Origin of the sequence: Rhizobacter terrae (assembly GCF_003852895.1) — a bacterium.
GTDB lineage: Bacteria > Pseudomonadota > Gammaproteobacteria > Burkholderiales > Burkholderiaceae_C > Albitalea > Albitalea terrae.
This window is the reverse complement of the sequence record NZ_QUSW01000002.1, coordinates 524,902-550,297: the sequence shown is the minus strand read 5'-3', so window position 1 is coordinate 550,297 and position 25,396 is coordinate 524,902. Positions and strand designations below refer to the sequence as shown.

Annotated in this window: 18 protein-coding genes and 1 tRNA gene; 13 read left to right on the top strand and 6 right to left on the bottom strand. The window is 67.6% G+C overall.

Annotation, left to right across the window (positions count from 1 at the left end):
• Positions 1-5: 5 nt before the first annotated feature.
• The 3 genes from DZC73_RS09530 (at position 6) to DZC73_RS29975 (ending at position 5,124) form a co-directional block, all read left to right on the top strand.
• Positions 6-1,208: an EAL and HDOD domain-containing protein gene (locus tag DZC73_RS09530; RefSeq protein WP_124539989.1), complete on the top strand. Its 1,203-nt coding sequence runs from the start codon at positions 6-8 to the stop codon at positions 1,206-1,208.
• On the top strand, positions 1,205-4,453 hold the full coding sequence (locus DZC73_RS09525) for a PAS domain-containing sensor histidine kinase (RefSeq protein WP_124539988.1): 3,249 nt from the start codon (positions 1,205-1,207) through the stop codon (positions 4,451-4,453). Before DZC73_RS09530 ends, DZC73_RS09525 begins: the two co-directional genes overlap by 4 nt.
• A 65-nt stretch (positions 4,454-4,518) precedes the next feature.
• On the top strand, positions 4,519-5,124 hold the full coding sequence (locus tag DZC73_RS29975; RefSeq protein WP_198414835.1) for a response regulator: 606 nt from the start codon (positions 4,519-4,521) through the stop codon (positions 5,122-5,124).
• On the opposite strand, the gene DZC73_RS09515 is transcribed toward DZC73_RS29975, so the two are convergent.
• Entirely contained in the window at positions 5,125-6,309 is a 1,185-nt protein-coding gene (locus DZC73_RS09515; protein ID WP_124539986.1) for an ATP-binding protein, read from the bottom strand.
• Between the two features lie 208 nt (positions 6,310-6,517).
• On the opposite strand from DZC73_RS09515, the gene DZC73_RS09510 reads away from it, so the two are divergent.
• From DZC73_RS09510 to DZC73_RS09490, 5 genes are read left to right on the top strand one after another with little or no spacing between them, the layout of a single operon-like run.
• Positions 6,518-9,853, top strand: coding sequence for a response regulator (locus DZC73_RS09510; RefSeq protein WP_161974519.1), 3,336 nt, complete (start codon positions 6,518-6,520; stop codon positions 9,851-9,853).
• A complete protein-coding gene (locus tag DZC73_RS09505; RefSeq protein ID WP_124539984.1) occupies positions 9,850-12,108 on the top strand; it encodes a putative bifunctional diguanylate cyclase/phosphodiesterase in 2,259 nt (752 codons plus the stop codon). Before DZC73_RS09510 ends, DZC73_RS09505 begins: the two co-directional genes overlap by 4 nt.
• Positions 12,109-12,120: 12 nt before the next feature.
• A complete protein-coding gene (locus tag DZC73_RS09500) occupies positions 12,121-13,908 on the top strand; it encodes a sensor domain-containing diguanylate cyclase (protein ID WP_235835053.1) in 1,788 nt (595 codons plus the stop codon).
• A gap of 39 nt (positions 13,909-13,947) precedes the next feature.
• A complete protein-coding gene (locus tag DZC73_RS09495; protein WP_124539983.1) occupies positions 13,948-15,441 on the top strand; it encodes an SEL1-like repeat protein in 1,494 nt (497 codons plus the stop codon).
• 6 nt (positions 15,442-15,447) lie between these two features.
• Positions 15,448-17,166, top strand: coding sequence for a S41 family peptidase (locus DZC73_RS09490; RefSeq protein ID WP_124539982.1), 1,719 nt, complete (start codon positions 15,448-15,450; stop codon positions 17,164-17,166).
• Between the two features lie 128 nt (positions 17,167-17,294).
• Here the strand turns inward: DZC73_RS09490 and DZC73_RS09485 are convergent, their stop codons facing one another.
• On the bottom strand, positions 17,295-17,591 hold the full coding sequence (locus DZC73_RS09485) for a hypothetical protein (RefSeq protein WP_124539981.1): 297 nt from the start codon (positions 17,589-17,591) through the stop codon (positions 17,295-17,297).
• Positions 17,592-17,744: 153 nt separating this feature from the next.
• Here DZC73_RS09485 and DZC73_RS09480 point away from each other — a divergent pair, with 153 nt between their 5' ends.
• Positions 17,745-18,125 (top strand): hypothetical protein, encoded by a 381-nt coding sequence (locus tag DZC73_RS09480; protein WP_124539980.1) that lies wholly within the window; start codon positions 17,745-17,747, stop codon positions 18,123-18,125.
• 3 nt (positions 18,126-18,128) lie between these two features.
• Here the strand turns inward: DZC73_RS09480 and DZC73_RS09475 are convergent, their stop codons facing one another.
• Complete coding sequence (locus tag DZC73_RS09475) at positions 18,129-19,067, bottom strand: phosphatidylinositol-specific phospholipase C domain-containing protein (protein WP_161974518.1); 939 nt, start codon at positions 19,065-19,067, stop codon at positions 18,129-18,131.
• A 211-nt stretch (positions 19,068-19,278) separates the two neighbouring features.
• Here DZC73_RS09475 and map point away from each other — a divergent pair, with 211 nt between their 5' ends.
• Positions 19,279-20,025: a type I methionyl aminopeptidase gene (map, locus tag DZC73_RS09470; RefSeq protein ID WP_124539978.1), complete on the top strand. Its 747-nt coding sequence runs from the start codon at positions 19,279-19,281 to the stop codon at positions 20,023-20,025.
• Between the two features lie 13 nt (positions 20,026-20,038).
• Here map and DZC73_RS09465 read toward each other — a convergent pair whose 3' ends face one another.
• The 3 genes from DZC73_RS09465 to DZC73_RS09455 all read right to left on the bottom strand — a co-directional run bounded on the left by DZC73_RS09465 (position 20,039) and on the right by DZC73_RS09455 (position 21,764).
• Complete coding sequence (locus DZC73_RS09465; RefSeq protein WP_124539977.1) at positions 20,039-20,623, bottom strand: GNAT family N-acetyltransferase; 585 nt, start codon at positions 20,621-20,623, stop codon at positions 20,039-20,041.
• Positions 20,624-20,810: 187 nt separating this feature from the next.
• Positions 20,811-20,900: transfer RNA gene (locus DZC73_RS09460), tRNA-Ser, on the bottom strand.
• 39 nt (positions 20,901-20,939) lie between these two features.
• Positions 20,940-21,764 (bottom strand): symmetrical bis(5'-nucleosyl)-tetraphosphatase, encoded by an 825-nt coding sequence (locus DZC73_RS09455; protein WP_124539976.1) that lies wholly within the window; start codon positions 21,762-21,764, stop codon positions 20,940-20,942.
• 47 nt (positions 21,765-21,811) lie between these two features.
• Here DZC73_RS09455 and DZC73_RS09450 point away from each other — a divergent pair, with 47 nt between their 5' ends.
• The 3 genes from DZC73_RS09450 to DZC73_RS09440 are packed head-to-tail and all read left to right on the top strand — an operon-like array spanning position 21,812 to position 25,385.
• Positions 21,812-23,110, top strand: coding sequence for a hemolysin family protein (locus DZC73_RS09450; protein ID WP_124539975.1), 1,299 nt, complete (start codon positions 21,812-21,814; stop codon positions 23,108-23,110).
• Between the two features lie 54 nt (positions 23,111-23,164).
• The gene (locus DZC73_RS09445; protein WP_124539974.1) at positions 23,165-23,965 is read left to right on the top strand and encodes a SapC family protein; all 801 of its coding nucleotides are present in this window, start codon (positions 23,165-23,167) and stop codon (positions 23,963-23,965) included.
• Between the two features lie 10 nt (positions 23,966-23,975).
• Positions 23,976-25,385 (top strand): lyase family protein, encoded by a 1,410-nt coding sequence (locus DZC73_RS09440; RefSeq protein WP_124539973.1) that lies wholly within the window; start codon positions 23,976-23,978, stop codon positions 25,383-25,385.
• The last annotated feature ends 11 nt before the right edge of the window (positions 25,386-25,396 follow it).

Sequence of the window (25,396 nt, the reverse complement as noted above, 5' to 3'; positions counted from 1 at the left end):
ATGCTTTGAGCGATGCCATCCTCGGCCAGGTGGCCCTCGGTTATTCCCCGTTCATCGACCGCAACCGGGCCGTCACCGCGACGCGCCTGACCGTCTTTCCCCTCAAGCCCGACGTTCCCCTGGATGCCGCCCAACTGCTGCAGACGGTGGCTGGCGTGTGGCCGGCCGATGGTGCGCGCGTATCGCTCAACGTGGCCAGCGAAAGCCTGCTGCAGGACCTGCTCAAGGCCGAGGTCGCCACCAACGTGATGATCGAGATCCCGGCCTTCATGGCGGGCGAGCCCGACAACGTGCAAGCGCTGCTGGCCCTGCACAAGCACGGCAACACCATGCTGCTCAAGGGCCGCCCGGTGAAGGAGTTGCCGCGCGAGGTGCTGCCCTGCTTCAAGTATTCGATCATCGACCTGTCCGACGACCGCCGCGCCGGTGAAGGGGCCCACGCGCCGGGTGCCGTGACGCGCAGCATTCCGCATGTGCAGTCGGGCATCCACAGCGTGACCGACATGGAGAACAGCTTCACCCGCGGCGCCGCCGCCGTGCTGGGCTGGCCCATCGATGACGTGGTCAACATGACCATGGCGGGCGGCAAGCCGGCGGGGCAGACCGACCTGCAGGTCATCGTGGAACTGATCAACCGCGTGGACAAGCAGGAGCCCATCGAGAAGCTCGAAGGCACCCTCAAGCGCGACCCCTCGCTCGCCTTCAAGCTGATGCGCTACATCAACTCGCCGGCCTTCGGGCTGTCGGTGGAGATCAGCTCCTTCCGCCACGCGATCATGATGCTGGGCTACCAGCGCCTGAAGCGATGGCTGGCGCTCTTGCTGGCCACCGCCAGCAAGGACAGCAACCTCAAGCCGGTGATGTTCGCCGCCGTGCGCCGCGGCCTGCTGATGGAAGAGCTCGTGCGTTCCAGCGGCGACGACGAGATGCGCAATGAGATGTTCATCTGCGGCGTGTTCTCGCTGCTGGACCGCATGTTCAAGCAGCCGTTCTCCGAGCTCATGCGCACCATCCCCGTGCCGCAGCGCGTGTACCAGGCGCTGGTCGATGGCGAAGGCCCCTACCAGCCGTACTTCGAGCTGGTGCGCGCGGTGGAGGCCGAGTCGCTGTTCGACTTCAAGTCCGCGGCTGACAACCTCATGATGAGCGTGGGCGAGATCAACCGCGCCGAACTGCGCGCGCTCACCGCGGCCGCCCAGCTGGATTGACCGACGTCCTGCAGCTCCTGTGGAACTCGCCGTTTCCGGCGAGCCTGCAGGACGCGTCCTTTCGCATCGTCGACGTCAACGCGGCTTACCTCGAATACACCGGCTACACGCGCGAGCGGCTGATCGGCATCGACCCGCTGGAGCTGCAACCACCGGAAGACCGCGCCGCCAACGCCGTCGCACGCTTCAAGGTGCTGGACGGATTCCGCCAGGGTAGCGCCGCGGAGTTCATCGACCGCCGACTCATCGACGCGCAGGGCCGCGAACACTGGTTCCGCAGCGCACCCATGCAGTTGCGCGACGACAAGGGCCAGCCTGTCTACCTCTTGCTGCTGCAGGACTGCACCGCCGAGCATGCGGCCCGCGAACGTGCCGACCGCTCCGCTCGCGAACTCGACGACTGGTTCGACCTGAGTCCCGTGGGCATGGTGCTGTTCGACGAAGCCGGCCTGCTCGTGCGCACCAACCCTGCCTTCGATGCGCTGGTGGGCGAAGCGCCGCCCCTGCTGTCCGACGCCTCGCCCAGCCTGTCGCAACTGCTGGCCTGGCATGACGGCCGGCCCGCCGAGAAGCTGCAGCCCGGCAGCCTGCCGCTGACCACCGAGGGCTGGATCATCCAGCCTGACGGCCTGCAGCGCCGCCTGCGGTCCACCGTGCGCTGCTACGAGACGCCCGGCGGCCAGCGCCGCTACATGGCGGTGGTGGAAGACCGCAGCGCCGAGGAAGAACGCGACCTCGCGCAGATGCAGATCGGCGCTCTGGTGGACACGGCGGGCGTGGGCATCGCGACCTTCCAGGAAAACGCCGGCTGGCTCAAGCAGAACCACCAGGCGATGGAGGGCACCGGCACCTCGGCCGCCTTGCGGTCCATCAGCCGCGACATCGTCATTCCCGAGTCGCTGCCCGAGTACGAACGCCTCCAGCAGGCCTTGCGGCTCGCCCAGCGCGCGGAAGTCCGGTATGCGGTGAAGCACCCCGAGCTCGGGCAGCGCTGGCTGCTCACGCGCGTGGAGCCGGCGACGCTGGCCTCGGGGCAGCGCACGACCTCGGTGGTGACGCTGGACATCACCGAGCAGCACCAGTCGCAGATGCGCGGCGAACAGCTGTTGCACGAGCTGGCCACCATCCTCGAAAGCAGCACGGCCGGCATTGCCTACCTGCGCGGCAATGCGCTGGTGCGCTGCAACCGCCGCTTCGAGACCATGCTGGGCCTGCCTCGCGGCGGCGTGGCGGGTGCGAGCCTGCACGAGCTCTTCGCATCGGTCCCGCAAGGGCATCGCATCGCGGACGACACGGCGTCCGCGCTGGAAGAGGGTCACACCTACGAGACCGAGTTCGAGCTGTTCGCCTCCCATGCGGGCGATGCGCCATCGATGTGGGTGGCACTGTCGGTGCGACGCACGGGCCCCGTGGGGACGGCGATGGAGGCGATCGCCGTGCTGTCGGACATCACGCGGCTGAAGGTGCAGCAGACCGAGCTGGAAGTGCTGGCGCGCGACCGTGAGCTGATGTTCAGCCTGTCGGAGGTGGGCATCGCCTACCTGCGCGGCGGGCGCATCCAGCGTGTCAACGACGCGCTCGCCCAGTTGGCCGGCTACCCCGCGCAGGAGCTGGCTGGGCTGTCGCTCATGCAGTTCTTCACCGATGAAGCCGAGCACGAGCGCACCTGGGCGATGGAAGAGCAGGCCTTGCGGCAGTACGGCCGCTGGAACGGCGAGCGGCAGCTTCGGCGCCGCGACGGCCGCCTGCTGTGGGTGCAGGTGAGCAAGCGCCTGGTGGTGGACGGCGACCTGTCGGGCGGCATCATCGCGTCATACGTGAACGTGGACGGTCGCCACCGCGCCGAGCAGGCGGTGGCGCTGCAGGCCGAGCGCACGCGCGCCATCCTCGACTCCGTGCTGGTGGGCATCGTCACGGTGGGGCCCAACGGCATCGAGTGGATGAACCGCTCGGCACGCCGCATGTTCGGCGGCGACCTGGCGGATTTTCTCGAGCATCCCATCAGCACCGTTGCGACGCCGGAGGCGGAGCATCCCTTCCGGCAGACGCATTACCTGGACAGCCTGGTGGAAGGCCAGGCCGAAACCTTTGAATGCCGCGTGAAGGCGCGCGATGGCCGCGAGTTCTGGGTGGTGGGCAACGTGGTGGCCACCGGCCGCCAGGCGGGCCGGCAACTCACCTACGCCTTGCTGGACATCGAGCGCCGCCGCCAGGCCGAGGCGCGAACGGCACAGGTGCAGACCTCGCTGCAGCGCATCATCGAAGTGGCGCCCATGGCCATCACCTTGCGCGACGCCCACAGCTTGCGCATCCTGCAGGTGAATGAGGTGGCGGCCCGCAGCCTGGGCCGAACCGCCGCCGAACTGGTGGGCTGCACGCCGGAGGAGACCTACGAGCCGTCCATCGCTGCGCAGCGCCGCCAGGACATGGAGCAGGCCCTGGCCTCGCGCCGCCTCACGCATTTCGAATACAGGGTGGGAGAAGCCGGCGGCCCCGTGCGCTTCTGGGATGCGCGCTACCTGCCGCTGGCCTCGCCCGGCCAGCCGCCCGACCAGTTGCTGCTGGTGGCCACCGACGTGACCGAGCAGCGCGCCGCGCAGGAAGCGCGCTTCGAAGCAGCCGTGACGCAGCGCGAGATGCTGGTGAAGGAAGTGCACCACCGCATCAAGAACAACCTGCAGGGCGTGGCGGGCCTGTTGCAGCAGATCGCCACGCGCAAGCCCGAGGTGGCGTCCGCCATCTCCGAGGTGGTGGGCCAGGTGCAGGCCATTGCGCAGGTCTACGGGCTGCAGGTGGGCGTGAGCGGACCGCTGCGGCTCAAGGGCGTGATCGAGGCCATCACCGGCTCGGTCCAGCGCACTTTCGGGCATCCCATCCTGCTCACGGTCAGTGGGTCTGCGCCGCACCAATGGGCGTTGCCCGAAGCGGAATCGATTCCCATCGCGCTCACGGTGAACGAGCTGCTGACCAACGCGGTCAAGCACAGCATGGCCGGGCGCGGCCTGCAGGTGTCGGTGCAGATGGTGAGCGAGGACGACAACGTGCAGATCCTCATCGCCAACCGTGCGCAGCTGCCGCCGGACTTCAACCTGGCCCGCTTCCCCGGTGGCGTGTCGGGCCTGGGCCTGGTGCGTGCGCTGCTGCCGCGGCGCAGCGCGAGCCTGGCGCTGGAGCAGCGCGGCGAAGACGTGGTGGCGACTGTGCGCTTGTCGCCGCCGGGCATCAGCAAGCTCGATCCAATGTAGGAGAAGCCAAGGCTGTGGCGGCCGGGCTTTTGCGTCAGAATCGTTTCCACGGAAGAGGAGCCGAGGTGCAAGGCAAAGGCAAGATCCTGGTGGTGGACGACGACCGGCTGGTGCTGGCCACGCTCACGCACGGCCTGGCGCAGGCCGGCTACGAGGTGATCGACGCCGACAACGGCGACGACGCCATCCTGCTTGCGCGCGAGCACAAGCCCGACCTCGCGCTGCTGGACATCCGCATGGAAGGCAAGAGCGGCTTCGACGTCGCCGCCTACCTGCGCGAGTACTGCCAGATGCCCTTCATGTTCCTCTCGGCCTTCTCCGACGACGAGACCATGCGGCAGGTGAAGGAGCTGGGCGCGGTGGCCTACCTCGTCAAGCCGCTGGACATCCGGCAGATCGTGCCGGCGGTGGAGGCGGCGTTTGCCAATGCAGCGATGTCGGCGTCACGCCGGACGGAGGCCGCGGCCGGCCGTGCTGAAGAACGGGCCGTGGCACGCGACGAACTGCCCGCCGTGGCCGCCATGGCCGTGGGCGTGCTCATGCACCGCTATTCATTGGCCCGTGGCCCGGCGCTGGAGCGCTTGCAGCGCATGGCGCAGACCGAAGGCGTGGCGCTGGCCGAGCAGGCCGAGCGCATCCTCCAGGCCGTCGAGTTGCTGTCGATGCCCTGATCAGCGCATCACCGATTCGCTGCCCAGCGTGAAGTAGAACGCCGCGCCCTTGTCCACCTCGGCCTCGGCCCAGATGTCGCCGCCGTGCCGGCGGATGATGCGGCGCACCGACGCGAGGCCGATGCCTGTGCCAGGGAAGTCGTTGCTGCTGTGCAGGCGCTGGAACACGCCGAAGAGCCGGTCGGCAAAGCGCATGTCGAAGCCCGCGCCGTTGTCGCGCACGCAGAACACGACGCCCGTCTTCTGCGGGTCGCGGCAGAAGCTGATCTGCGGGTCGCGGCGCTTGTTCGTGTACTTCCAGGCGTTGCCCAGCAGGTTCTCCAGCACCACGCGCAAGAGCGTGGGGTCGCCCAGCACCTGCAGGTCGCCCTCGATGCTGACCTGCACCGTCCGCAAGGGCGATTCGCGCCGCAGGTCCTCGGCCACGTAGTGCGCGAGCTGCGAGAGGTTCACCGGCTGGCGCGCCAGCGGTTGCGTGGACAGCTTTGACAGCGCGAGCAGCGCATCGATCATGCAGTTCATGCGTGCCGCCGCGCCCAGCACGCGGTCGAGGTGGTCGTTGCCGATGCGGTCCAGCAGTCGGCCGTAGTCTTCCTTGAGGATCTTGGCGAAGCCTTCCACCACCCGGATGGGCGCGCGCAGGTCGTGCGACACGGTGTAGCTGAAGGACTCGCGCTCGCTCTCGGACAGCGCATTCGATGCCGTCGATGCCGCCGCCTCGCTGCCGGCCGCTGGCATCGCGCCGGTGACCCTTGCCGTGCCGACGTAGCCCGCGAAGCGCCCTTGCGCATCGGTGACGGGCAGGGCGCGCAAGCGGCAGTGCGCAGTGGAACCGTCGGACAGGCGCAGCTGTGTGCGCACATCGTTCACCGGTGCATGCGCATCGAGGCAGGCCTTCAGGCCGTTCGCGTCGCTGGCCTCGAACTGCTCCCATAGCCGCTGGCCCGCGGTGGCCGCGCTCCAGTTCGCACTGACGGACCCCTGGGGCGGACGCAGCTGGGTGATGGCGTGAGATTCGTCACTGCGCCACTGCCACACGTCCAGCAGGTTCTCGACCTGCATGAGCCGCAGGCGCTCGGCCTGCAATTCGCGCGAAACGCGGTGATTGCGCACGGCCAGCCACGCGCATGCCGCACCGAGTGCGACAAGCGTCACGAACGCCAGCCAGGCGAACGGGGATGTCATGCGGTGAATTCCTGGAGAGGCATGCAGGCGTGGCGATTCAAGTTCAGGGCTGCCGGGCCGAAATCGGGATGAGCGTGGGCGGGCACCGTGGGTGCTTTTGTGCGCGGTCGACGCCGCGCTTCCACCTCGTCGAACATCCTCTCACAGCATGCTGCGTTATCTGTCCCGCGTTTCACTTTGGCTCGCCGCACTCGCTGCGGCTGCGTCATTGTTCACGCCAGGGGGAGAGAGCGCGGCGCTGGCCGTGGTGGCGATGATCGCGCTCGTGGGCGCGCTGGTGCTGCGCCGCTTCGTGATCAGGAACCGCATCCAGGTCGTGATCGAGGCCGAGCCCGTGCGCGGCCTGAATGACTCGGCATTGCTGGAGGTCGCGGCATCGCTCGCGCACCGCATCGCCGAGGCGGGCAGCCTGGCCGAGGCACTGGACGAGACCCGCGAGGAACTCATCCATGAACTGGGTGCGCGCGGCGTGGTCATTCATGGTCCTGTCGAGCCTACCGGCACGCTGGTGTTGGCCGAACGTTTTCCGCTGGGCGAAGCATTCATCCACCGCGAGGTCACGGGCAACGTGGCGCAAGGCCATGCCGTGCCGGTGGTGCACGACGGCCGCGTGCTGGCGGTGCTGGAACTGCGCGGCGTGGAGCTGGCCGTCGAGCCGGCCGCGTTCACGCGGCTGCTGGAACTGCTGAAGGTCCAGCTCGATTCGCTTGCGCGCCGCGAAGCCGGCGCCCTGGACGGCGGCAGGCCGCGGGCCGCCGACCACGGGCATGAAGCGCCGCTGGGCAACGAAGGCGAACTGCTCAACGTGCTCACCGAGAACCTGCCGGTGAGCGTATTCGTGTTCGAGGCGCGCGAACTGCGCCTGCTGGCGATGAACCGCCATGCCGAACAGGAGTTCATGCTGCGCCGGCACGAGATGATCGGCCGCACGCTCTACCAGGCCTTCGACCCGCGCCTCGTCGCGCTGGTGGACCCGGCCATGCAGAAAGCCGTCCGCGATGGCGTGACCACCGACGTGGACTGCGAGTGGACGGCGCGCAAGGCCGGCTGGCGCACGGTGAATGTGCGCAATGTGGTCATGCACAACGCCGACGGCTCGCCGCGCTTCCTGCTGGCCATCGCGCGCAACATCACCACCGAGCGGCGCAACCACCGCGAGCTCGAAGAGTCGCAGGCCCGCTACAACGAGCTGGCCGAGACGGTGGAAGAGACGCTCTTCGTGAGCAACCCGGGCCGCACCCATTTCGATTTCATCAGCGCCAGCGCCTACGAGAAGTTCGGCATCACCCGCGAGATGTTCGATGCCGACCACACGGCCATCTTCGCCAACGTGCTGCCCGAAGACCGGCACCTCTTCGACGACCGGCGCGATCGCGAACTGAGCGGCGAGCCGGTGGACCTCACCTACCGCATCGAGCATCCGCGCAAGGGGCTGCGCTGGCTGCGTGCACGATCGCGCTGCCGCCTGCAGCCCAACGGCACGATGCGCGTCTACGGCCTCGTGCAGGACGTGACGCCCGACCACGAGCACGAGGTGGAGCTGGAGACTGCGCGTGCCCGGGCCGAGGCCGCCAGCCAGGCCAAGAGCCAGTTCATGGCCAACATGAGCCACGAGATCCGCACGCCCATGAACGGCATCCTGGGCATGACCGAGCTGCTGCTGGGCACTTCGCTCAACGACAAGCAGCGACGCTTCGCCAAGGCGGTGTACCGCTCGGGCGAGTCGCTGCTGGAGATCATCAACGACATCCTTGACTTCTCGAAGATCGAGGCCGGCAAGCTCGAGCTCGCGCTCACCGATTTTCCGCTGCGCGGGGTGGTGGAAGACACGCTGGAGCTGCTCGCGCCGCGCGCCCACGAGAAGGGCCTGGAGCTGAGCTTCCACGAGGCGCCGGGGCTGCCGTCCATGGTGCACGGCGACCCGCTGCGCGTGCGGCAGGTGCTGACCAACCTCATCGCCAACGCCATCAAGTTCACCGAGCGCGGCGAGGTGGTGGTCGAACTCAGGACGGGCGACACGCCGGCGCATCCGCGCGACATCGTGCTGCGGTTCAACGTGCGCGACACCGGCATCGGCATCGATGCGGACACGCTGCCGCGGCTGTTCAGTGCCTTCACGCAGGCGCACGGCGGCATGTCGCGGCGCTACGGCGGCACGGGCCTGGGCCTGGCCATCTCCAAGCAGCTGGTCGAGTTGATGGGCGGGCGCATCGACGTGCACAGCCAGCTCGGCGTGGGTTCGCAATTCATCGTGAACATCCCGGTGCGACCGGCCGAAGGCGACAGCCAGGCTTCCGAACTCGAAGCCACCGAACTCAGCGCGATGCGCGTGCTGGTGGTGGAAGACCACGAGACCAATCGCACCGTGCTGGAGAACATGCTGGGCGCCTGGGGCATGGACGTGACCCTGGCCGAGGACGGCCAGCAGGCGCTGGACATCCTGCGCGGCAAGACGGTGTTCGACAGCCACTACGACCTCGCCCTGGTGGACATGCACATGCCGCGGCTGGATGGCGTCGCCTTCGGCCGCGCCATCACCAGCGACGGCACGCACCCGGACATGAAAATGATCCTGCTGTCCAGCGTGTCCTCGCCCGACGACGTGCGCTCCGCGCAGCTTGCGGGTTTCCACCGATTCGTCGCCAAGCCCATCCGCAAGGCCGAGCTTCGCCAGGCCATCCTGGGCGTGTCGGCGCAGCGGCGCGACAGCGTCATGATCGCGCCTCGGCTGTCGGGCCACGTGCTGGTCGTGGAGGACAACCCGGTGAACCAGGAGGTCATCGGCCAAATGCTGCGCCACCTGGGCCTGAAGGTCCGCGTGGCGGCAGGTGCCTTGCAGGGTTTGAGGGCATTGTGTGAGGCACACTTCGACCTGGTGTTGATGGACATCCAGATGCCCGGCATGGACGGCGTGGAAGCGCTGAGCTGGTTCCGCCGCGGCTCCGGCGGCCGTTTCCACTTCGTCACGCCCAGCCAGACACCCGTGATCGCCGTGACCGCCAATGCACTGGGCGGTGACCAGGACCGGTTCCTGTCGCTGGGCTTCGATGACTACCTGTCCAAACCCTTCCGACAAAGCCAACTGCTTGCCATGCTGACCAAACGCCTGAGCCCGCAAAGCCCGCTGCCTTCGGATGAGACCCCGCCGCCGGGCGGCGGCGCCGACCCCGCGTGGGCCCGCGTGGCCGACTCCGTTCTCGATGCCAGCGCGCTGGACCGGTTGCGCGAACTCGACCCCAAGGGCGAGAACCAGCTGCTGTCGCGCGTCATCAAGGCTTTCGAAAGCTCGGCCGCCCGCCTCATGCCGCAATTGCAGGAGGCCCGCCGCATCAACGACCACAACGGCGTGCGCCATGTGTCGCACACGCTCAAGAGCTCATCGGCCAGCATCGGGGCGATCAAGTTGTCGCAGCTTTGCGCCGAAATAGAGACAAAGATTCGCACGGATCGCCTGGAAAATCTCGATGAACTGACCGAGCAGATGTGCGGTGAGGTCGAGATCGTGTTACAAGCCTTGAAGCGTCTGCTGGACCCTCAAACATGAACCCAAGCGTTGCATCTGGCGACGACGATCCACTGGGCCAACCCCGTGTCCTCCTCGTCGACGACGATGAGGTGAACCTGCTGCTGACCTCGATCGCCTTGCGCGAGCGGGGTTTCTCCATCACCGAAGCCACCAGCGGCGAGCGGGCCATCCAGGTGCTGGCCGACTGGCTGCCCGACGTGGTCGTGCTCGATGCCCTCATGCCGGGCATGGACGGCTTCCAGACCTGCCGCGAGCTGCGGGCGCTTCCGGGCTTTGAATCCCTGCCGGTGCTGATGCTGACCGGCCTGGACGACGACGCGTCCATCAACCGCGCCTACGAGGCCGGCGCCACCGACTTCTTCGTCAAGTCCACGCAGTGGAGCCTGCTGGCCGGGCGCCTGCGCTATCTGTTGCGGTCATCGCGCACCCGGCTCGAACTCGAACGCAGCAAGTCCAAGCTGGCGCGCGCACAAGACCTGGCCCGCATGGGCAGCTTCGACTGGCGGCGCTTCCAGGGCAGCCCCATCTTCTCCGTCGAAGGCCTGCGGGTGTTCGGCCTGGGCCCCGGCGCACGGCTTGAATTCCGCCAGCTGCTGCGCATGCTGCCGCCCGAAGACCGTGCCGGCTTCGTCACCGTGCTGCACGACGTGATGGGCCACAGCTCGGTGCTGGCCACCGACATTCCCGTGACGCTGGCCGACGGTCGCCAGCGCATCATCCACACCGAGGCGGAGCCGGAGTTCAACGAGCACGGCAACCTGGTGGGCTACACCGGCATCGTGCAGGACGTGACCGACCGCCGCATGGCGGAAGACAAGATCCGCCACCTGGCCAACTTCGACGCGCTGACCGGCCTGCCCAACCGCCGGCAGCTCATCTGGAGGACGGAGCGCGCGCTCGAATACGCGCGCCGCTTGAACCACCAGGTGAGCCTGCTGCTGATTGACCTCGATCGCTTCAAGGTCATCAACGACACCCTGGGCCACGGCGCCGGCGACGAACTGCTGATGGAAGTGGCACGCCGCCTGCGTTCGTGTGTGCGCCATTCCGACCAGGTGATGGAAAGCTCGCTCGAAGCCATGGGCTCGCGCTCGCACCGCACGCTGGAGGCCGTGGGCCGACTGGGCGGGGATGAGTTCATCGCGCTCTTGCCCGAGGTGGCCGACGAGCGTGACGCCGAGCGCGTGGCCGTGCGCATCCTCGACCTCATGCGCGAGCCGATTTTCGTGGGCGGGCAGGAATGCTTCGTCACCGCGTCGGTGGGCATCGCCATGTTCCCGCGCGACGGCCTGTCCGTGGCCGACCTCATGCGCAACTCCGACGTCGCGATGTACTCGGTGAAGGCGCAGGGCCGCAATGCCGCGTCCGTCTACAAGCCTGCGCTCGCCGGCAAGGGCCGCGAGAAGCTGGAGCTGGAAAGCGCGCTGCACAAGGCCATCGAGCGCAACGAGCTGGTGCTGCACTACCAGCCAAAGATCGACGTGCGCGCCGCCAAGATGGTGGGCGCCGAAGCGCTCATGCGCTGGCAGCGCAACGGCGTGCTGGTGCCGCCGGCGGACTTCATCCCGCTGGCCGAAGAGACCGGCCTCATCATCCCGCTGAGCGAATGGGCCATCCGCGAGGCCGCCCGGCAGGCGCGTGTGTGGCAGGACAACTTCGGCTTCTCCGATTCGATCGCGGTGAACCTGCCCAACCGGCTGTTCGAGCGCACGGACCTCGTGGAGCACATCCACCAGGCGGTGACGACCTACGGCGTCGCGCACCACGCCATCGAGCTGGAGATCACGGAAACGGGCCTGATGAAGGACCTGCAGAACGTCATCCCCTCGCTGCATCGGCTCAACGAAATCGGCGTGGAGATTTCCATCGACGACTTCGGCACCGGCTACTCGTCGCTGGCCTACCTGACGACGCTGCCCATCTCCGAACTCAAGATCGACCGCAGCTTCGTGCGCGACCTGGGCCTCACGCCGCAAAGCTCGGCGGTGGTCACGGCCATCATTGCACTGGCCCGCTCGCTCGGCCTGCGCGTGATCGCCGAAGGCGTGGAGAACCTGCGCCAGATGGAAGTGCTGCACCGCCTCGGATGCGGCGTGATGCAGGGCTTCCTCTTCAGCAAGCCGCAGCTGCCCGAGGACATCGAGACCTGGCTGCAGCAGACCGTGCTGCCCAAGAAGGCGCCGTGGATCGGCAAGGCCGGCGACACCGAACTGGCCGACGCCCTGCGCGCGGCGGAGGCACGCAGCGGGCCTCGCGCCACGCCGGCCGCCTGACGGAGCGCTGTCGTGGCCTCCGTTCCGAAAAGCGGTTCGCCCGCGGATCAATTGCCAGCGGCCCTGGCCAAGGCGGCCTTGCGCCGGCTGGTGATCGCCAAGCTCGAACCGACCCCCGAGAACTACACCCGCGCCTACCAGGAAGAGATGGGCGGCGAGGGTGCGTCCGTGCTGCCCGAGCGCGCGCAGAAGCTGGTCGACAAGCTCGTGCAGCAAGCGGTCGATGCGGACGCGGCCGCCTCGGTCTCGCAGGCCATCGCAGAAGGCCGGTGGGACCAGGCCGAGCGCGCGCTGGAGGCGCCCGACCGCGCCGGCGAGCAACTGGCCGAACTCATCGACCGCATCGTGCGCGGCGTCGAGCGGCGCAGCCGGCAATGGACCAGCGCACGCAAGAAGGACAGCCTGCAGCGCGTGCTCAGCGGCAGCCGCGGCGATGCAGGCCGCTTGCAGCAGCGCCTGCGGCAGCTCGTTGCAAGCTGGGACAGCGAATCACCCGAGGGTGCCGAAGGCGGCACCGGCGAGACCCTGCCGGCCCCGCTGGGCGAGAGCATGCCCATGCCGCTGGAGCCCACGCGGCCCGCGCCGCTGGACCCGGTGGAAGGCGCGGTCCTCGAATGGAACCGCGTGGTCGCCACGATGGACGGCACCGTGCGCCGCGCCTTGCCCATCGCCGAGAAAGACAGCCTCACGCTGGCGGAGTCCATCGCCGACGTGACGCAGCGCATCCAGATGATGGGGGCCACGCCCTTGCTGGCCGACGAGCTGCACCGCCTGTGCCAGCGCGCCGACCGTGTGCTGCAACACCGGCACCACCTGCTCGAACAGCTGGGCAAGCTGTGCCGCGAGCTGGCGGCCAGCCTCACCGACCTCGCCGAGGACGACAGCTGGGCGAAGGGCCAGTGCGAGGCCATGCAGTCGCGCATCGAGGAAGGCCTGACGGCACGCGGCGTGAAGTCCGTGAGCCAGTTGCTGGAGACCACGCGCAGCCGCCAGAACCAGTTGCGCGAGGAGCGCGACCGCGCACGCGACGCGCTCAAGTCGCTCATCAACCGAATGCTCAGCGAGCTCGACGTGCTGGGCTCGCAGACAGGCCGCTTCCATGAAAGCGTCGGCCGCTACGCAGACGTGATCGAGAAGGCCGACACGCTGGAAAGCCTGGCTGGCGTGGTGCGCGAGATGGTGGAAGAAAGCCGCACGGTGCAAGGCCTGGTCGCGCAGACGCAGGCCAAGCTGCACGAGGAGCACACCAAGGCGACTGACCTGTCCGAACGGGTCACGCACCTGGAGACGGAGCTGCGCCGGCTGTCGGAGGAAGTCTCCACCGACCAGCTCACGCAGATCGCCAATCGCCGCGGCTTGCTGCAGGCCTTCGAGGCCGAGCGCTCGCGCATGGAGCGCACCGGCTCGACGCTGTGCATCGGCTTGCTGGACATCGACAACTTCAAGCGCCTGAACGACGAGCTGGGCCACGCGGCCGGCGACGAGGCGCTGCGCTCCCTCGCGGCCGTGGTCAGCCGCACGCTGCGACCCACCGACGTCACCGCGCGCTACGGCGGCGAGGAGTTCGTGGTGCTGCTGCCCGACACGCCGGCGGAGGAGGGGCAGCTCATCCTCACGCGCTTGCAGCGTTCGCTGAGCGGCGGGCTGTTCATGCATGAGCAGAAGCAGATCTTCGTCACCTTCTCGGCCGGTGTCACGACCTACAGCCTGGGCGAGCGCATCGAGGATGCGCTGGAGCGCGCCGACCAGGCGCTGTACGAAGCCAAGCGAACGGGCAAGAACAAGACCTGCATCGGCTGAGATACTGCCGGACTTCATCGTCCATTCTTTCGTTTCCCGATGCGCATCCCGTTCCCGAAGCGCCAGATCGCGCTGGCCTTGCTGTGTGTGTCCCTCCATGCCACGACGCTGGCGCAGGCGCGGCCCGACGGCCTGAGTGCGGCCGTTGCCGGCCGGCTGGAGCAGGTGGGCAAGATCCTCGACGCCGCTGCGCAAGGCAATGCCAATGCAGTGTGGGATGCGAAGACCGAGATCGAGGAACTGCCGTACCCTGCCCGCGGCGACCGCAAGGCCGCGCGCAAGCTCAACACGAGCGCGCTTGAAAAGTTCAAGGCCGACAACGTGCCGGCGGCATTGGGCGATTTCGAGAAGGCCTGGGCGGCCGATCCGTCCGACCAGGAGATCACCAACAACTACGGCTACGTGCTGTACCGCAGCCAGCGCCTGGCCGATGCCGAACGCTTGCTGCGCTACACCCTGGCGCTGGCGCCCGCGCGGGCGGCGGCCTGGGCCAACCTGGCCGAGGTCTTGGGCGCGAGCGGCAATGCCAAGGGTGCGGCGGCGGCCTTCATGGTGTCGCACCGCTTCTCGCGCAACCCGGAGACGACACGGCAGTACATCGACAAGTTCGCCAACTCGCCCGATGCCCCGGCGGCACTGAAGGAGGGTGCGGGCATGGCGCTCGCGAAGCTGCAGCCCGCGGCGTCCGCGGCATCGGGCAGCACATCGACCGCCGCCGCGCTGGCCAGCACCGCGAGCGAGCGCCGGGCGATGGAGACGACCGAGCTGTCGGCCAGGCCGCCCTCCGGCCTCGCCTCGGCGCCGTCGACGGTGGCCAACCCGATGCAGAAGCTGCTGGCCAGCCTGTCGCGCAACGCGGGCGATGTGCCGCCGCTGTACGTGGCGGCGGCCAACGGCTCGACCGAGGCGCGCGACACCTTGCTTCGCATGGCCAATGCGGGAGATGCCCGGGCGCAGAACGCGGTGGGCAATCTCTTCGGCTTCGGCCGTGGAGTGGAAGTCAATTCGGAGCTGGCCAACGTCTGGTACCGCAAGTCCGCGGAGCAGGGCTTCGTGCTGTCGCAGTTCAGCCTGGCCTGGAACCAGTCGCATGGCATCGGCGCTGCAGTGGACTTTGCGCAGGCGCTCGATTGGTATCGCCGCGCGGCAGAGCAGGGGCACCCGTTCGCCATGAACAACCTGGGCGTGATGAACCTGCGCGGCCAAGGCACGGCCGCTGACGCGAAAGCCGCGTTCGACTGGTTCAACCGTGCTGCCGAGGCCGGCAATGCACGCGGCGCCTACAACGCCGGCACCTTGCTGGAACAGGGCAACGGCACGCCGGCCGATGCCAGGCGTGCGTTCGCGATGTACATGTCTGCGGGTGGCGCAGGCTTTGCGCAGGCGCAGCTGAAGGTGGCGCAAGGCTACGAGTACGGCTGGTCCGGCACGCAGGACAAGGCCCAGGCGGTGCAGTGGTACCGCAAGGCCGCGCAGATGGGGCTGGAGCCGGCGAAGGACGCGCTCAAGCGATTGGGGGCGGAGCAGGAGTAGGGCGCGATGCTGAACCGCATCGCGTTCGTGTTGGTCGGCCTGCTCGCCTGCTCGAGCGCCTGGAGCGAAGCTTCCAATCCCTTCCAGCGGGACCACGCGTTCGACGCCGGCTCGCCCGTCGTCGTGGAGTCGCTGTCGCCGATCCAGGTGGACAACCTACTCGTGCTCGGCAAGGTGTGGGGGTTCCTCAAGTACCACCATCCACGGGTCACGGCCGGGGAACTGCACTGGGACTACGAGCTGTTGCGCGTGCTGCCGCAGGTCATTGCCGCCGAGGAGCGCGCGGCTGCACAGGGGGTGATGGTGCGCTGGGTTGAGTCACTCGGGCCGATTCCGCCGTGCGATCCTTGCCTCGTGCCGATGCCGGCGGACGTCCACCTGCAGGCTCCGTTGGGGTGGCTGCATGACGAACGCTTGCTGGGAAGTACGCTGAGCCGTCAACTGCTGTACATCCTGGACCACCGTTCCGCCAAGGCCGGGCAGTTCTACGTCACGCTGGCGGAAGCTGCGAAGTTCCCGTTCTTCATCAACGAGCAGCCTTACGCGGCCGTGAAGTGGCCCGATGCGGGCTATCAATTGCTGGCGGCGTTCAGGCTGTGGAACGCCGTCGAATACTGGTCGCCCTACCGGGATCTTGTCGGCGAGGACCGTGACGCGATGCTGCGCGCGCTGATCCCGCGGTTTGCGCTGGCCAGGGACTTCAGCAGCTACCGGCTGGCGCTGATGGCGATGATTGCGGGCCTGCACGACTCGCATGCCAATCTGTGGAGTTCCGAAGAGGCCATCCCTCCGGCCGGCCGGTGCTGGGTGCCCATGCATGTGAGACGCATCGAGGGCCGATGGATCGTTGCGGCAGCCGCCAGGGAAGGGGCCGCGCAGACCGGTGGACTGGCCGTGGGCGACGAGATCCTATCCCTGGACGGGCGTCCGTTGCCTGAGCTGGTCGACCAATGGGCAGCGACCACCGGTGGTTCGACCCAGGCTTCGCTGTGGCGCGACGTCGCCCATCGTGTCACGCGTGGAGACTGCGTGCCCCTTCGCATGATGGTTCGCCGTGATGGAAAGGACATGACGGTCCAAAGCCCGAGGGTCGAGCGCCTGCGTGACGGCGAATTCGAGGCGAGGGACAGGCCCGGCCCCGCGTTTCAGGTTCTTGCGGGCGACGTCGCCTACCTGAAGCTGTCGGCCGTCAAGGCAGACGACCTGCCGCAGCAGATGCGGACTGCTGCCACGACGCGAGGGTTGGTCGTGGACATCCGCAACTATCCGGCGGAGTTCGTGCCTTTCGCCCTGGGGCAACTGCTCACGGGTTCCAGGCGTCCTTTCGTCCGGTTCACCCATGCTGTACTGGCGCATCCCGGAATGACGGTGTGGAGCGAGCCGCTGGAATTGGTCCCCGCGCAGCCTCGCTTTGCCGGCAAGGTGGCGGTGCTGGTCGACGAGACATCGCAAAGCCAGGCCGAGTACACGGCCATGGCGCTGCGCGCGGCAGGCGCGAGGATCTTTGGTGTCGCGACCGCAGGTGCCGACGGGAACATCTCGCACCTCGTCTTTCCGGGCGGGCTGTTCACCGCCATCAGCGGGTTGGGGGTGTTCTACCCCGACAAGACGCCGACGCAGCGCATCGGGATCGTTCCGGACGAGGTGGTGGAGCCGACGATCCAGGGCATCCGGCAGCGGCGCGACGAGACGCTGGAGGCGGCGCTGCGGTGGCTGCAGGATTGAGTGCGGCGCACAGGCTCGGCACCCATGGAAAAAAGGGGACTCCGACAACCGGAGCCCCCCGTTCCCATACTTCTACTGCGGTACTACGACGCCTTTCGGCGCCTGCCCCCTTCCCTGAGGTGCGGTTCTTATTGGATGGTGGTGCCGCGCGGCGCGCGGGTGGACCGGCTGGCGAAATGGCCGCGGGCCAGGTCCATGAGCAAGGTGCCGAACCAGGCGGAGCCCAGTCCGGTGGCGTACATGCGCTCTTCGCCGGTGGAACGGCGGCGAACGATGATCAGCCCGCCGCCGATGCCGAACAGGTCGGCCAGCTCCGAGGTGTGGTCTTCCTCGACCTCGAAGTCATCGGCGTTGTGGCCCCAGGAGCGCAGAAGCCCCCCAAGAACCTTCACCTTCTCATCGCTGGAAACCTTGCTCGTTTGCATTGCTCGCCCCAATCTCGCTGAATTGCTGGTGTGTGATGTCCGTGTCCTGCCGCGCATTCTTCGGATTGGGCGGGGTGCTGAACATCCCCCAGCGAGGGGCAACCCCCATCAGGGGGAACTGGAAGCGGGGGGTGGCATCATCGGCACCCTCTCATGACTGAAATCAAGTTCTTCCGGCTGCTGCTGGTGGCCCTGGCCGCGCTGGCCATCGGACTGGGCGGCGGCATCGCCTGGAGCGTGTACCAGCAGGGCGAGGCCGAGACGGCCATTTCGCTGGCCTTCGGCGACTACAACCGCTACGTGGCTGCCTGCGCCGACCCGAACGACGACACGGCGGTGGACCTGGCCGAGCGGGCGCACGAGAAGGTGGCCAGGCTGTCGGCAGTGCGCGACGCCCACGAGGAGCGGGCGCAGTGGCTGATGTGGACGGGGATCGTCCTCGCCCCGGCGCTGGTGCTGCTGTTCTATGCAGTGCGCTGGGCGATGACCGGGAAGATCAGGCCGCTGTGGCTGCTCGCCAGGCGGCCTGGGTGAGGCTCAGCGGAAATTGATCGCGACGATCTGTTGCCATTCGGCCGGCTGGGCGTAGTCGGTGATCAGCACGCCATAGATCTTGTGTTTCAAAGCGCTCAGCTTCTGTTGCAGCCAGGGGTTGATCTCATTGGCCGCACGCAGCGGACCCGGGCTGGCCGTGGAGGCGAAGTTGAAGAACCAGGCCTGGTGCAGCGGCACGCCCTTGTAGAAGGTCGCGCTCGCCATCTCGGTCAGCAAGTTGTCGATGGCGGTCTCCTTGTCGGTGCCGCCGTAGGTGAATTGGTCCTGGTAGGCGCAGTACACCGTCGTCTGCAGGTCGCCCACGGGGAAGGAGAGGATCGGCGGCGAGACCTGGAAGCTTCCCTGCGGGGCGCTGTTGATGGGCGCCAGGTTGAACCCGCCGAAGAAGATGTCCGCCGGCGAAGGGGCGAGCGGAGTGACGTAGCGGCGCAGCAGCACGATGCGGCCGCTGGCCTGCGCGACGGTGGGAATGGCGCTGGCGTCGGTGTACCAGAGATCCTTCTTCCAGTCGCCGTTCTTGACGTGTTTCTCATGCCAGGCCGTCAGCCCTCGGCCGAAGGCGTCTTCTCCTCCTGGAAACGAGCCTTCCTGCTTGATGCTCATCAGGATGGTTTCGCCGGGGTTGGCCACCAGGAAGTCGGCGCACCACTTCACCACCGTGTCGAAGTTGAGCCAGGACGCGACGTCGCCGCTGTGCACGACGTGGAAGTTGTCCTCGGCCGAGTTGTAGGCCAGGCGCATGTCCAGGAAGCGCACGCCCCCGGCCAGCTGCTCGTTGATCTTGTAGTACTGGGTGCGCGACGGCGAGCCGACGGTATAGCCTTCTGTGCCCGAATCGTGCGTTCCCGGAATCAGGATTTCGTGAAGTGGCCTGGATTGAATCCGAGGCTCGGACATCCAGTCTTGCGGTGTGTGCGGCATGGTCATCCTTCCCTGTGTCTGGTGTGGTTGCCGCGTCGCCACGACGGCGCGGCGAGGGCCACTGTACTCAGGGGGGCGTCCTTTGCTGCAGAGGCGCGCTTGAGAGGATGGGATTGAGGCGCAACTTGCCATGCCGGCGAAGTTGTGGTCTTCGTTCAGGCCCGCAGCGGGGCAGTGCCGGATAATCGCCGCGACTTCACGAGGACACCCCATGACCATCGAGACGCAAGACGACGTTGTCGCACTGAAACGAATCGGCAGGATCGTCTCCTTCGTGCTGCAGCAGATGCTTGATGCTGCGCAGCCTGGCATGACCACGCGCGAGCTCGACCAGCTGGGCGCGCGGCTGCTGGAAGAACATGGCGCACGGTCGGCACCGAGGCTGACCTACAACTTCCCGGGCGCCACGTGCATCAGCATCAATGAGGAAGCCGCGCACGGCATCCCCGGGGACCGGGTCATCCGGGCTGGCGATGTTCTGAACGTCGACGTGTCGGCCGAACTGGGCGGCTACTTCGCCGACACCGGCGGCACCACGGTGGTCCCTCCGACCAATCCGCAGAAGACCCGCCTGTGCCACGCGACGCGCACCGCGCTTGCCGAGGCGATGAAGAGCGCCCGCGCGGGACAACCGATCAATGGCATCGGTGCCGCCATCGAGCGCACGGCCAAGGCCTATGGCTTCAAGATCATCGAGAACCTCGGAAGCCACGGCGTTGGCCGCGCCTTGCACGAGGAGCCCGAACACATCGCCGGCTACTTCGATCCGTCGGACAAGCGCACGCTGAAGGAGGGCATGGTCATCACCATCGAACCCTTCCTGTCGACCAAGAGCCGCATCGTCACCGAGACGTCGGACGGGTGGACGCTTGCCGGTGCCAGCGGGAACCTGTCGGCCCAGTACGAGCACACGATGATCATCACCAAGGGTGCGCCGATCATCGTCACGCAGCATTGAGGCGGATGATGGGTCAGCGAGGGGCCATGCGCTCCATCATGACCAGCGGGACCAGGTAGCCGGGCATGTTCTCGCGCTGGCCGGTGTCGGTGAAGGACATGGCTTTCCAGAAGGCCAGCGCGGAGGATTGGCTGGCCACGACGGCCAGCCGCCAGCGGCGTATGCCCGACCAGCTGCCGGACCGCTCGGCCAGCATGCGCAGCACCGTGCGTCCATGGCCGAGCCGCTGCCAGCGCTGGCCGATCATGAGCTGGCCGATGTAGAGGTAGTGGGCCTGCGGCCAATGGCGAATGACCTCGACGAAGCCGACGAGCTCATCGCCTCGCCAGATGCCCCACAGGTACTTCTGCGCGGCCTTGGCTCGCGGCGGAAGTTCATACAAGGCCTTGAGTGCGTCGTCTCGTGATGGATGGCGTTGCTCGGTCTCCAGCCTGTACTGCGGGTTGGCGAGGATGAAGCTCACCAGGGCCTGGAAGTCCCGAGAGTTGTGCTCGAGGATGCGCCTCATCGTCAGCGGCGCATGTTCCAGCTGCGCGGGCTCGGTGTGCATCGGCCCCAGGCCCATCCAGCCCGAGAGGGTGTTCAGTGCGTGTCGCATGAGTCGGTCTCCCTGGCTTGAGAGCCAGTTGCCTACAGAGGCATTGAAGCCATGCGACCTTGAGCGAACCTGACCTGGAGAATGAGCGGCGCGATTGGGCCGATGTGTGGCGCGCTGACCCGCGCATCATCGATTGCCAGCTTGCGGAGGGCTGACTTGGCAGCGTGCGGCGACCGTTGCCCGCGCTTGGCGGAAGCGGTGGGATTCGAACCCACGGAAGGGTTCCCCCTTCGCTGGTTTTCAAGACCAGTGCCTTAAACCGCTCGGCCACACTTCCTGGACACAAGAGGGCGAATTGTAGCGAGGCGAGGGCCGGTCAATCCGACGGCCGCTGCGATTGGGCGCATTCCACCTGGATGATCTCGCGGTGCCCGCCATCCACCCGTGCCGCCGTGAGCTTGCCGCCCCACACGCAGCCCGTGTCCAGCGACAGCAGATCCGGTCGGCTGATGAGTCCGAGCGTGGACCAATGTCCGAACGCGATCGGCACGCCTTGCGTCTTCCGCCCCGGTGCCTCGAACCACGGGTAGTGCCCATCCGGCGCAGGCCCGCTGCCGTCCTTGGTCTTCAGCTCCAGCGAGCCGTCCGCCGTCACGAAGCGGGTGCGCGTGAGCACGTTCACCGTGAAGCGCAGGCGGTCGTTGCCGGCGAGCGATGCATCCCAGCGCGACGGCTCGTTGCCGTACATCGCGTGCAGGAAGTCCACCATGTCGTCGCTTTGCAGGTGCCGCTCTACCTCGCCGGCCAGCGACAGGGTGAGGTCCAGGTCCCACTGCGGCACCACGCCCGCATGCACCATCAGCCAGCCTTGCTCGTGCACGGCCAGGCGGCGTGTGCGCAGCCAGGAAATCCATTCATCCCTGTCATCGGCCTGCAATATCTCGTCCAGCGTGTCGCCCTTGTGGGGCTTGCGCACGCCGTGGGCCACGGCCAGCAGGTGCAGGTCGTGGTTGCCCAGCAGGCAGCAGGCAGCGTCGCCCAGCCCGCGCAGGCGCTTGAGCGTGCGCAGGCTGGTGGGGCCGCGGTTGACCAGATCACCCACGACCCAGAGATGGTCTCGCGAGGGGGAAAACCCGACCTTGTCCAGCAGGGCGTCCAGGGGATCGCAGCAGCCCTGGATGTCGCCGACGATGTAGTGCATTCCCGCGATTCTGCTACGCTCCTCGCTTTTCCCCCGCGCTTTGCCGCATGGACGTTGCCCTACTGGTTTTCCTGATCATCCTGAACGCTTTGTTCGCCATGGCGGAGATGGCGCTGACTGCCAGCCGCAAGGCCCGGCTGCAGGTGATGGTGGAGGCAGGCGATGCCGGCGCCAAGGCGGCGATGGACCTGCACGACAACCCGACGAAATTCCTTTCGGTGGTGCAGATCGGCATCACGTCCATCGCGGTGCTCAACGGCATCGTGGGCGATGCGGCCTTCTCAGGCCCGTTCGCCAAGTGGCTGCACCACACCTTCCCCTTGAGCGACCGTGCTGCCGAGGTGGCCGCCACGGCGATGGTGGTGGTCAGCATCACCTTCCTCACCATCATCTTCGGCGAACTGGTGCCCAAGCGCCTGGGCCAGATGTACCCCGAATCGGTGGCGCGCGTGCTCGCCCGGCCGCTCGAATGGGTCTCGCTCATCGGCCGTCCGGTCGTGAAGCTGCTGTCGTGGTGCACCGAGGGCACGCTGCGCCTCATGGGCATCCACGGCGGCCCCGTCCGCTCGGTGACGGAAGAAGAGATCGCCGCCAGCCTGGAAGAGGGCGTGGACGCCGGCGTCATCGAGGCGCAGGAGCACCAGATGGTGCGCAACGTGTTCCGCCTGGACGACCGCCAGGTGGGCTCGATGATGATCCCCCGCGTGGAAATCGTCTGGCTGGATGCGCAGGCCACCTCCGACGAAGTGCTGGAAGTCATCGCCAATGCCGAGCATTCGCGCTACCCGGTGTGCCGCGGCGGGCTGGATGACGTGGTGGGCGTGGTGACCGCGCAAAGCCTGCTGCAGCAGCAGATGCAGGGGCGCGTGCTGTCGCTCACCGAGCGCCTGCAGCCGCCGGTGTTCGTGCCCGAGACGCTGTCGGGCATGGAGCTGCTCGATCACTTCCGCGCATCCGGCGCGCAGCTCGTCTTTGTCGTTGACGAGTATGGCGAGGTGCAAGGCGTCATCACCGTGCGCGACGTGCTGGAGGCCATCACCGGCGAGTTCACCACCCCGGCCTCGGAGGATTCCTGGGCGGTGCAGCGCGAAGACGGAAGCTGGCTGTTCGACGGCCTCATCCCCGTGCCCGAGCTGAAGGACCGCCTGGCCATGAAGGAACTGCCCGAGGAAGACCGCGGGCGCTACAACACGCTGGCCGGCATGATCATGCTGCTGCTGGGCCGCCTGCCGCGCACGGCGGACGCGGTCGAGTGGGAAGGCTGGCGCTTCGAAGTCGTCGACCTCGACGGCAAGCGGGTGGACAAGGTGCTGGCCCAGGCGGTCGCCACTGAGCCCGCACCCTGACGGGACGTCGCAGCGTCCCCACGCATCTCACGCTCTTTCCCTGTGGAGTCTCCCGTGTCTGAACCGACGATCAACTCAGCCCTCTATCGCAACCCGCAAATGCTGGACACCAACCAGCATCGCCACAAGCGGCTGAAGGCGCCGTCCAACTACGCGATGACACGGAGCATGCATGCGGTGTTCACCATCGCCGCGGAATTCCCGCAGGTGTGCGTGGAGCATCCCATCATCTTCGTGCACACCGGCGAGAAGCTGCCCGACGGCAAGGACATGATTTCTCCGGTGACGCTGCTGGGCCTCGTGGTCAACGAGAACCTGCGCGTGGACGAGTCGGGCAAGTGGGTGGGCCGCTACGTGCCGGCCTTCATCCGCCGCTTCCCCTTCCTCACCGCGCAGCTCGAAGGCCAGAAGTCGCCCAACCTGTTCGTGGACGTGGACTACGAAGGCTTCAGCGACACCGAGGGCGATCCGCTGTTCGATGCCGAAGGCAAGCCCACCGAGACGCTCAAGCGTGCGGTGGATTTCGTGGAGCAGTTCGACCGCGAGCAGTGGCGCACGCGTGCCTTCTGCGAGCGCCTGCTCCAGCTGGACATCCTGCAGCCGATGACCGCGGATGCGACCATGCCCAACGGCGAGAACATCAAGGTCGAAGGCTTCCTCAGCGTGGACGAGGAGAAGTTCTCCAAGCTGCCCGACGCGACGGTGGTCGAACTGCACCGCAACGGCATGCTGATGCTGCTCAACGCCCACCTGCTGTCCCTGAACCACGTGCGTGAGCTGGTGGAACTCAAGGCCGAACGCATCGCCGTGAAAGACGGCAAGCTGCCGGCCAAGCCCGCCGCACCCGCGGCCTGAGGTCGACGCCATGCCGGCATCGGCCTTCGAAGGATTCCTCTCGACGCCGGCCATGCTGGCCCTGTTCGAGCCGGCATCGCTGGTGCAGGCGATGCTGGACTTCGAGGCTGCGCTGGCAACGGCCCAGGGCGAGTGCGGCGTCATCCCACGCAGCGCATCCACTGCCATCGCGGCGCGCTGCCGCGCCGATGAAGTCGCTGTGGATGCCATCGTCGCCGCCAGCGGCGCGGCCGGCAGCCTCGCGATCCCGCTGGTCAAGCAGCTCACGCAGGCCGTGGCGCGGCACGATGCCGATGCTGCCGGCTACGTGCACTGGGGCAGCACCAGCCAGGACGTGATCGACACCGGCATGGTGCTGGTGCAGCGCCGCGCGCTGGCGCTGGTCGACCGCGACCTCGGCAGGCTGGTGCAGGGTCTCCTGCAGCTGTCGAAGGCGCACGGCGACGCGCCTGTGCTGGCGCGCACGCTGCTGCAGCCTGCCCAGGTGGTGAGCTTCGGCTTCAAGCTGGTGTCGTGGATTGCGCCGCTCGTTCGCGTGCGCGACCGCCTGCGTGCGCTGGGCCAGTCAGCCCTTCAGCTTCAGCTGGGCGGTGCCGTCGGCACGCTGGCGGTCATGGGCGACAAGGGTGATCCGGTGGCACGGCACATGGCCTTGTCGCTCGCGCTGCGCCATGCGCCCGGCGCCTGGCACACGCAGCGCGACGAAGCCGCGTCGCTGGCCTGCGAGCTGGGCGTGTTGTCGGGCACGCTGGGCAAGATCGCTCGCGACATCTCGCTGATGTCGCAAGGCGAGATCGGTGAGCTGGCCGAACCATCGGGCAGCGGCCGCGGAGGGTCGTCGGCCATGCCGCACAAGCGCAATCCAGTGGCCTCGATGCTGGCGCTGGCGGGGTCCATGCGCACGCCGCATCGCGTGGCCGCCATCCTGGCCGCGATGGCGCAGGAACATGAACGAGGCCTGGGCAACTGGCAGGCCGAGCTGGCCGAGACCGCGGGTCTGTTCATCAGCACGCACGGCGCGCTGGCAGCACTGGCTGACGTGGGCGGCCAGCTCCAGGTGGACCGCGTCCGCATGCAGTCCAACATCGATGCGCTGCAAGGCCTCGTGTTCGCCGAAGCGGCGTCCATGCTCATCGCCAGGCAGACCGGCAAGTCCGCCGCGCACGCGCTGCTGGAGCGCCTGTCGCAGCAGGCCGTGGCCGAAGGCCTTCACCTGCGCGAGCTGGTGCTCGACGCCGTCAAGGCCGACCCGCACTTGTCTGCCTGCATCGACGGCGACGAGCTGGCCGCGCTCTTCAGCGCCCGCCACGCCGCGCAGCGCGCCATCGACGTGGCCCGCCCGCAGCTCGATGCACTCTGGGCCACCGCGAACGACCAGGACCGCGCGCCGCCCTGGAGCGCGTGGCTCCCGCGAGATTGACGCACTTCATC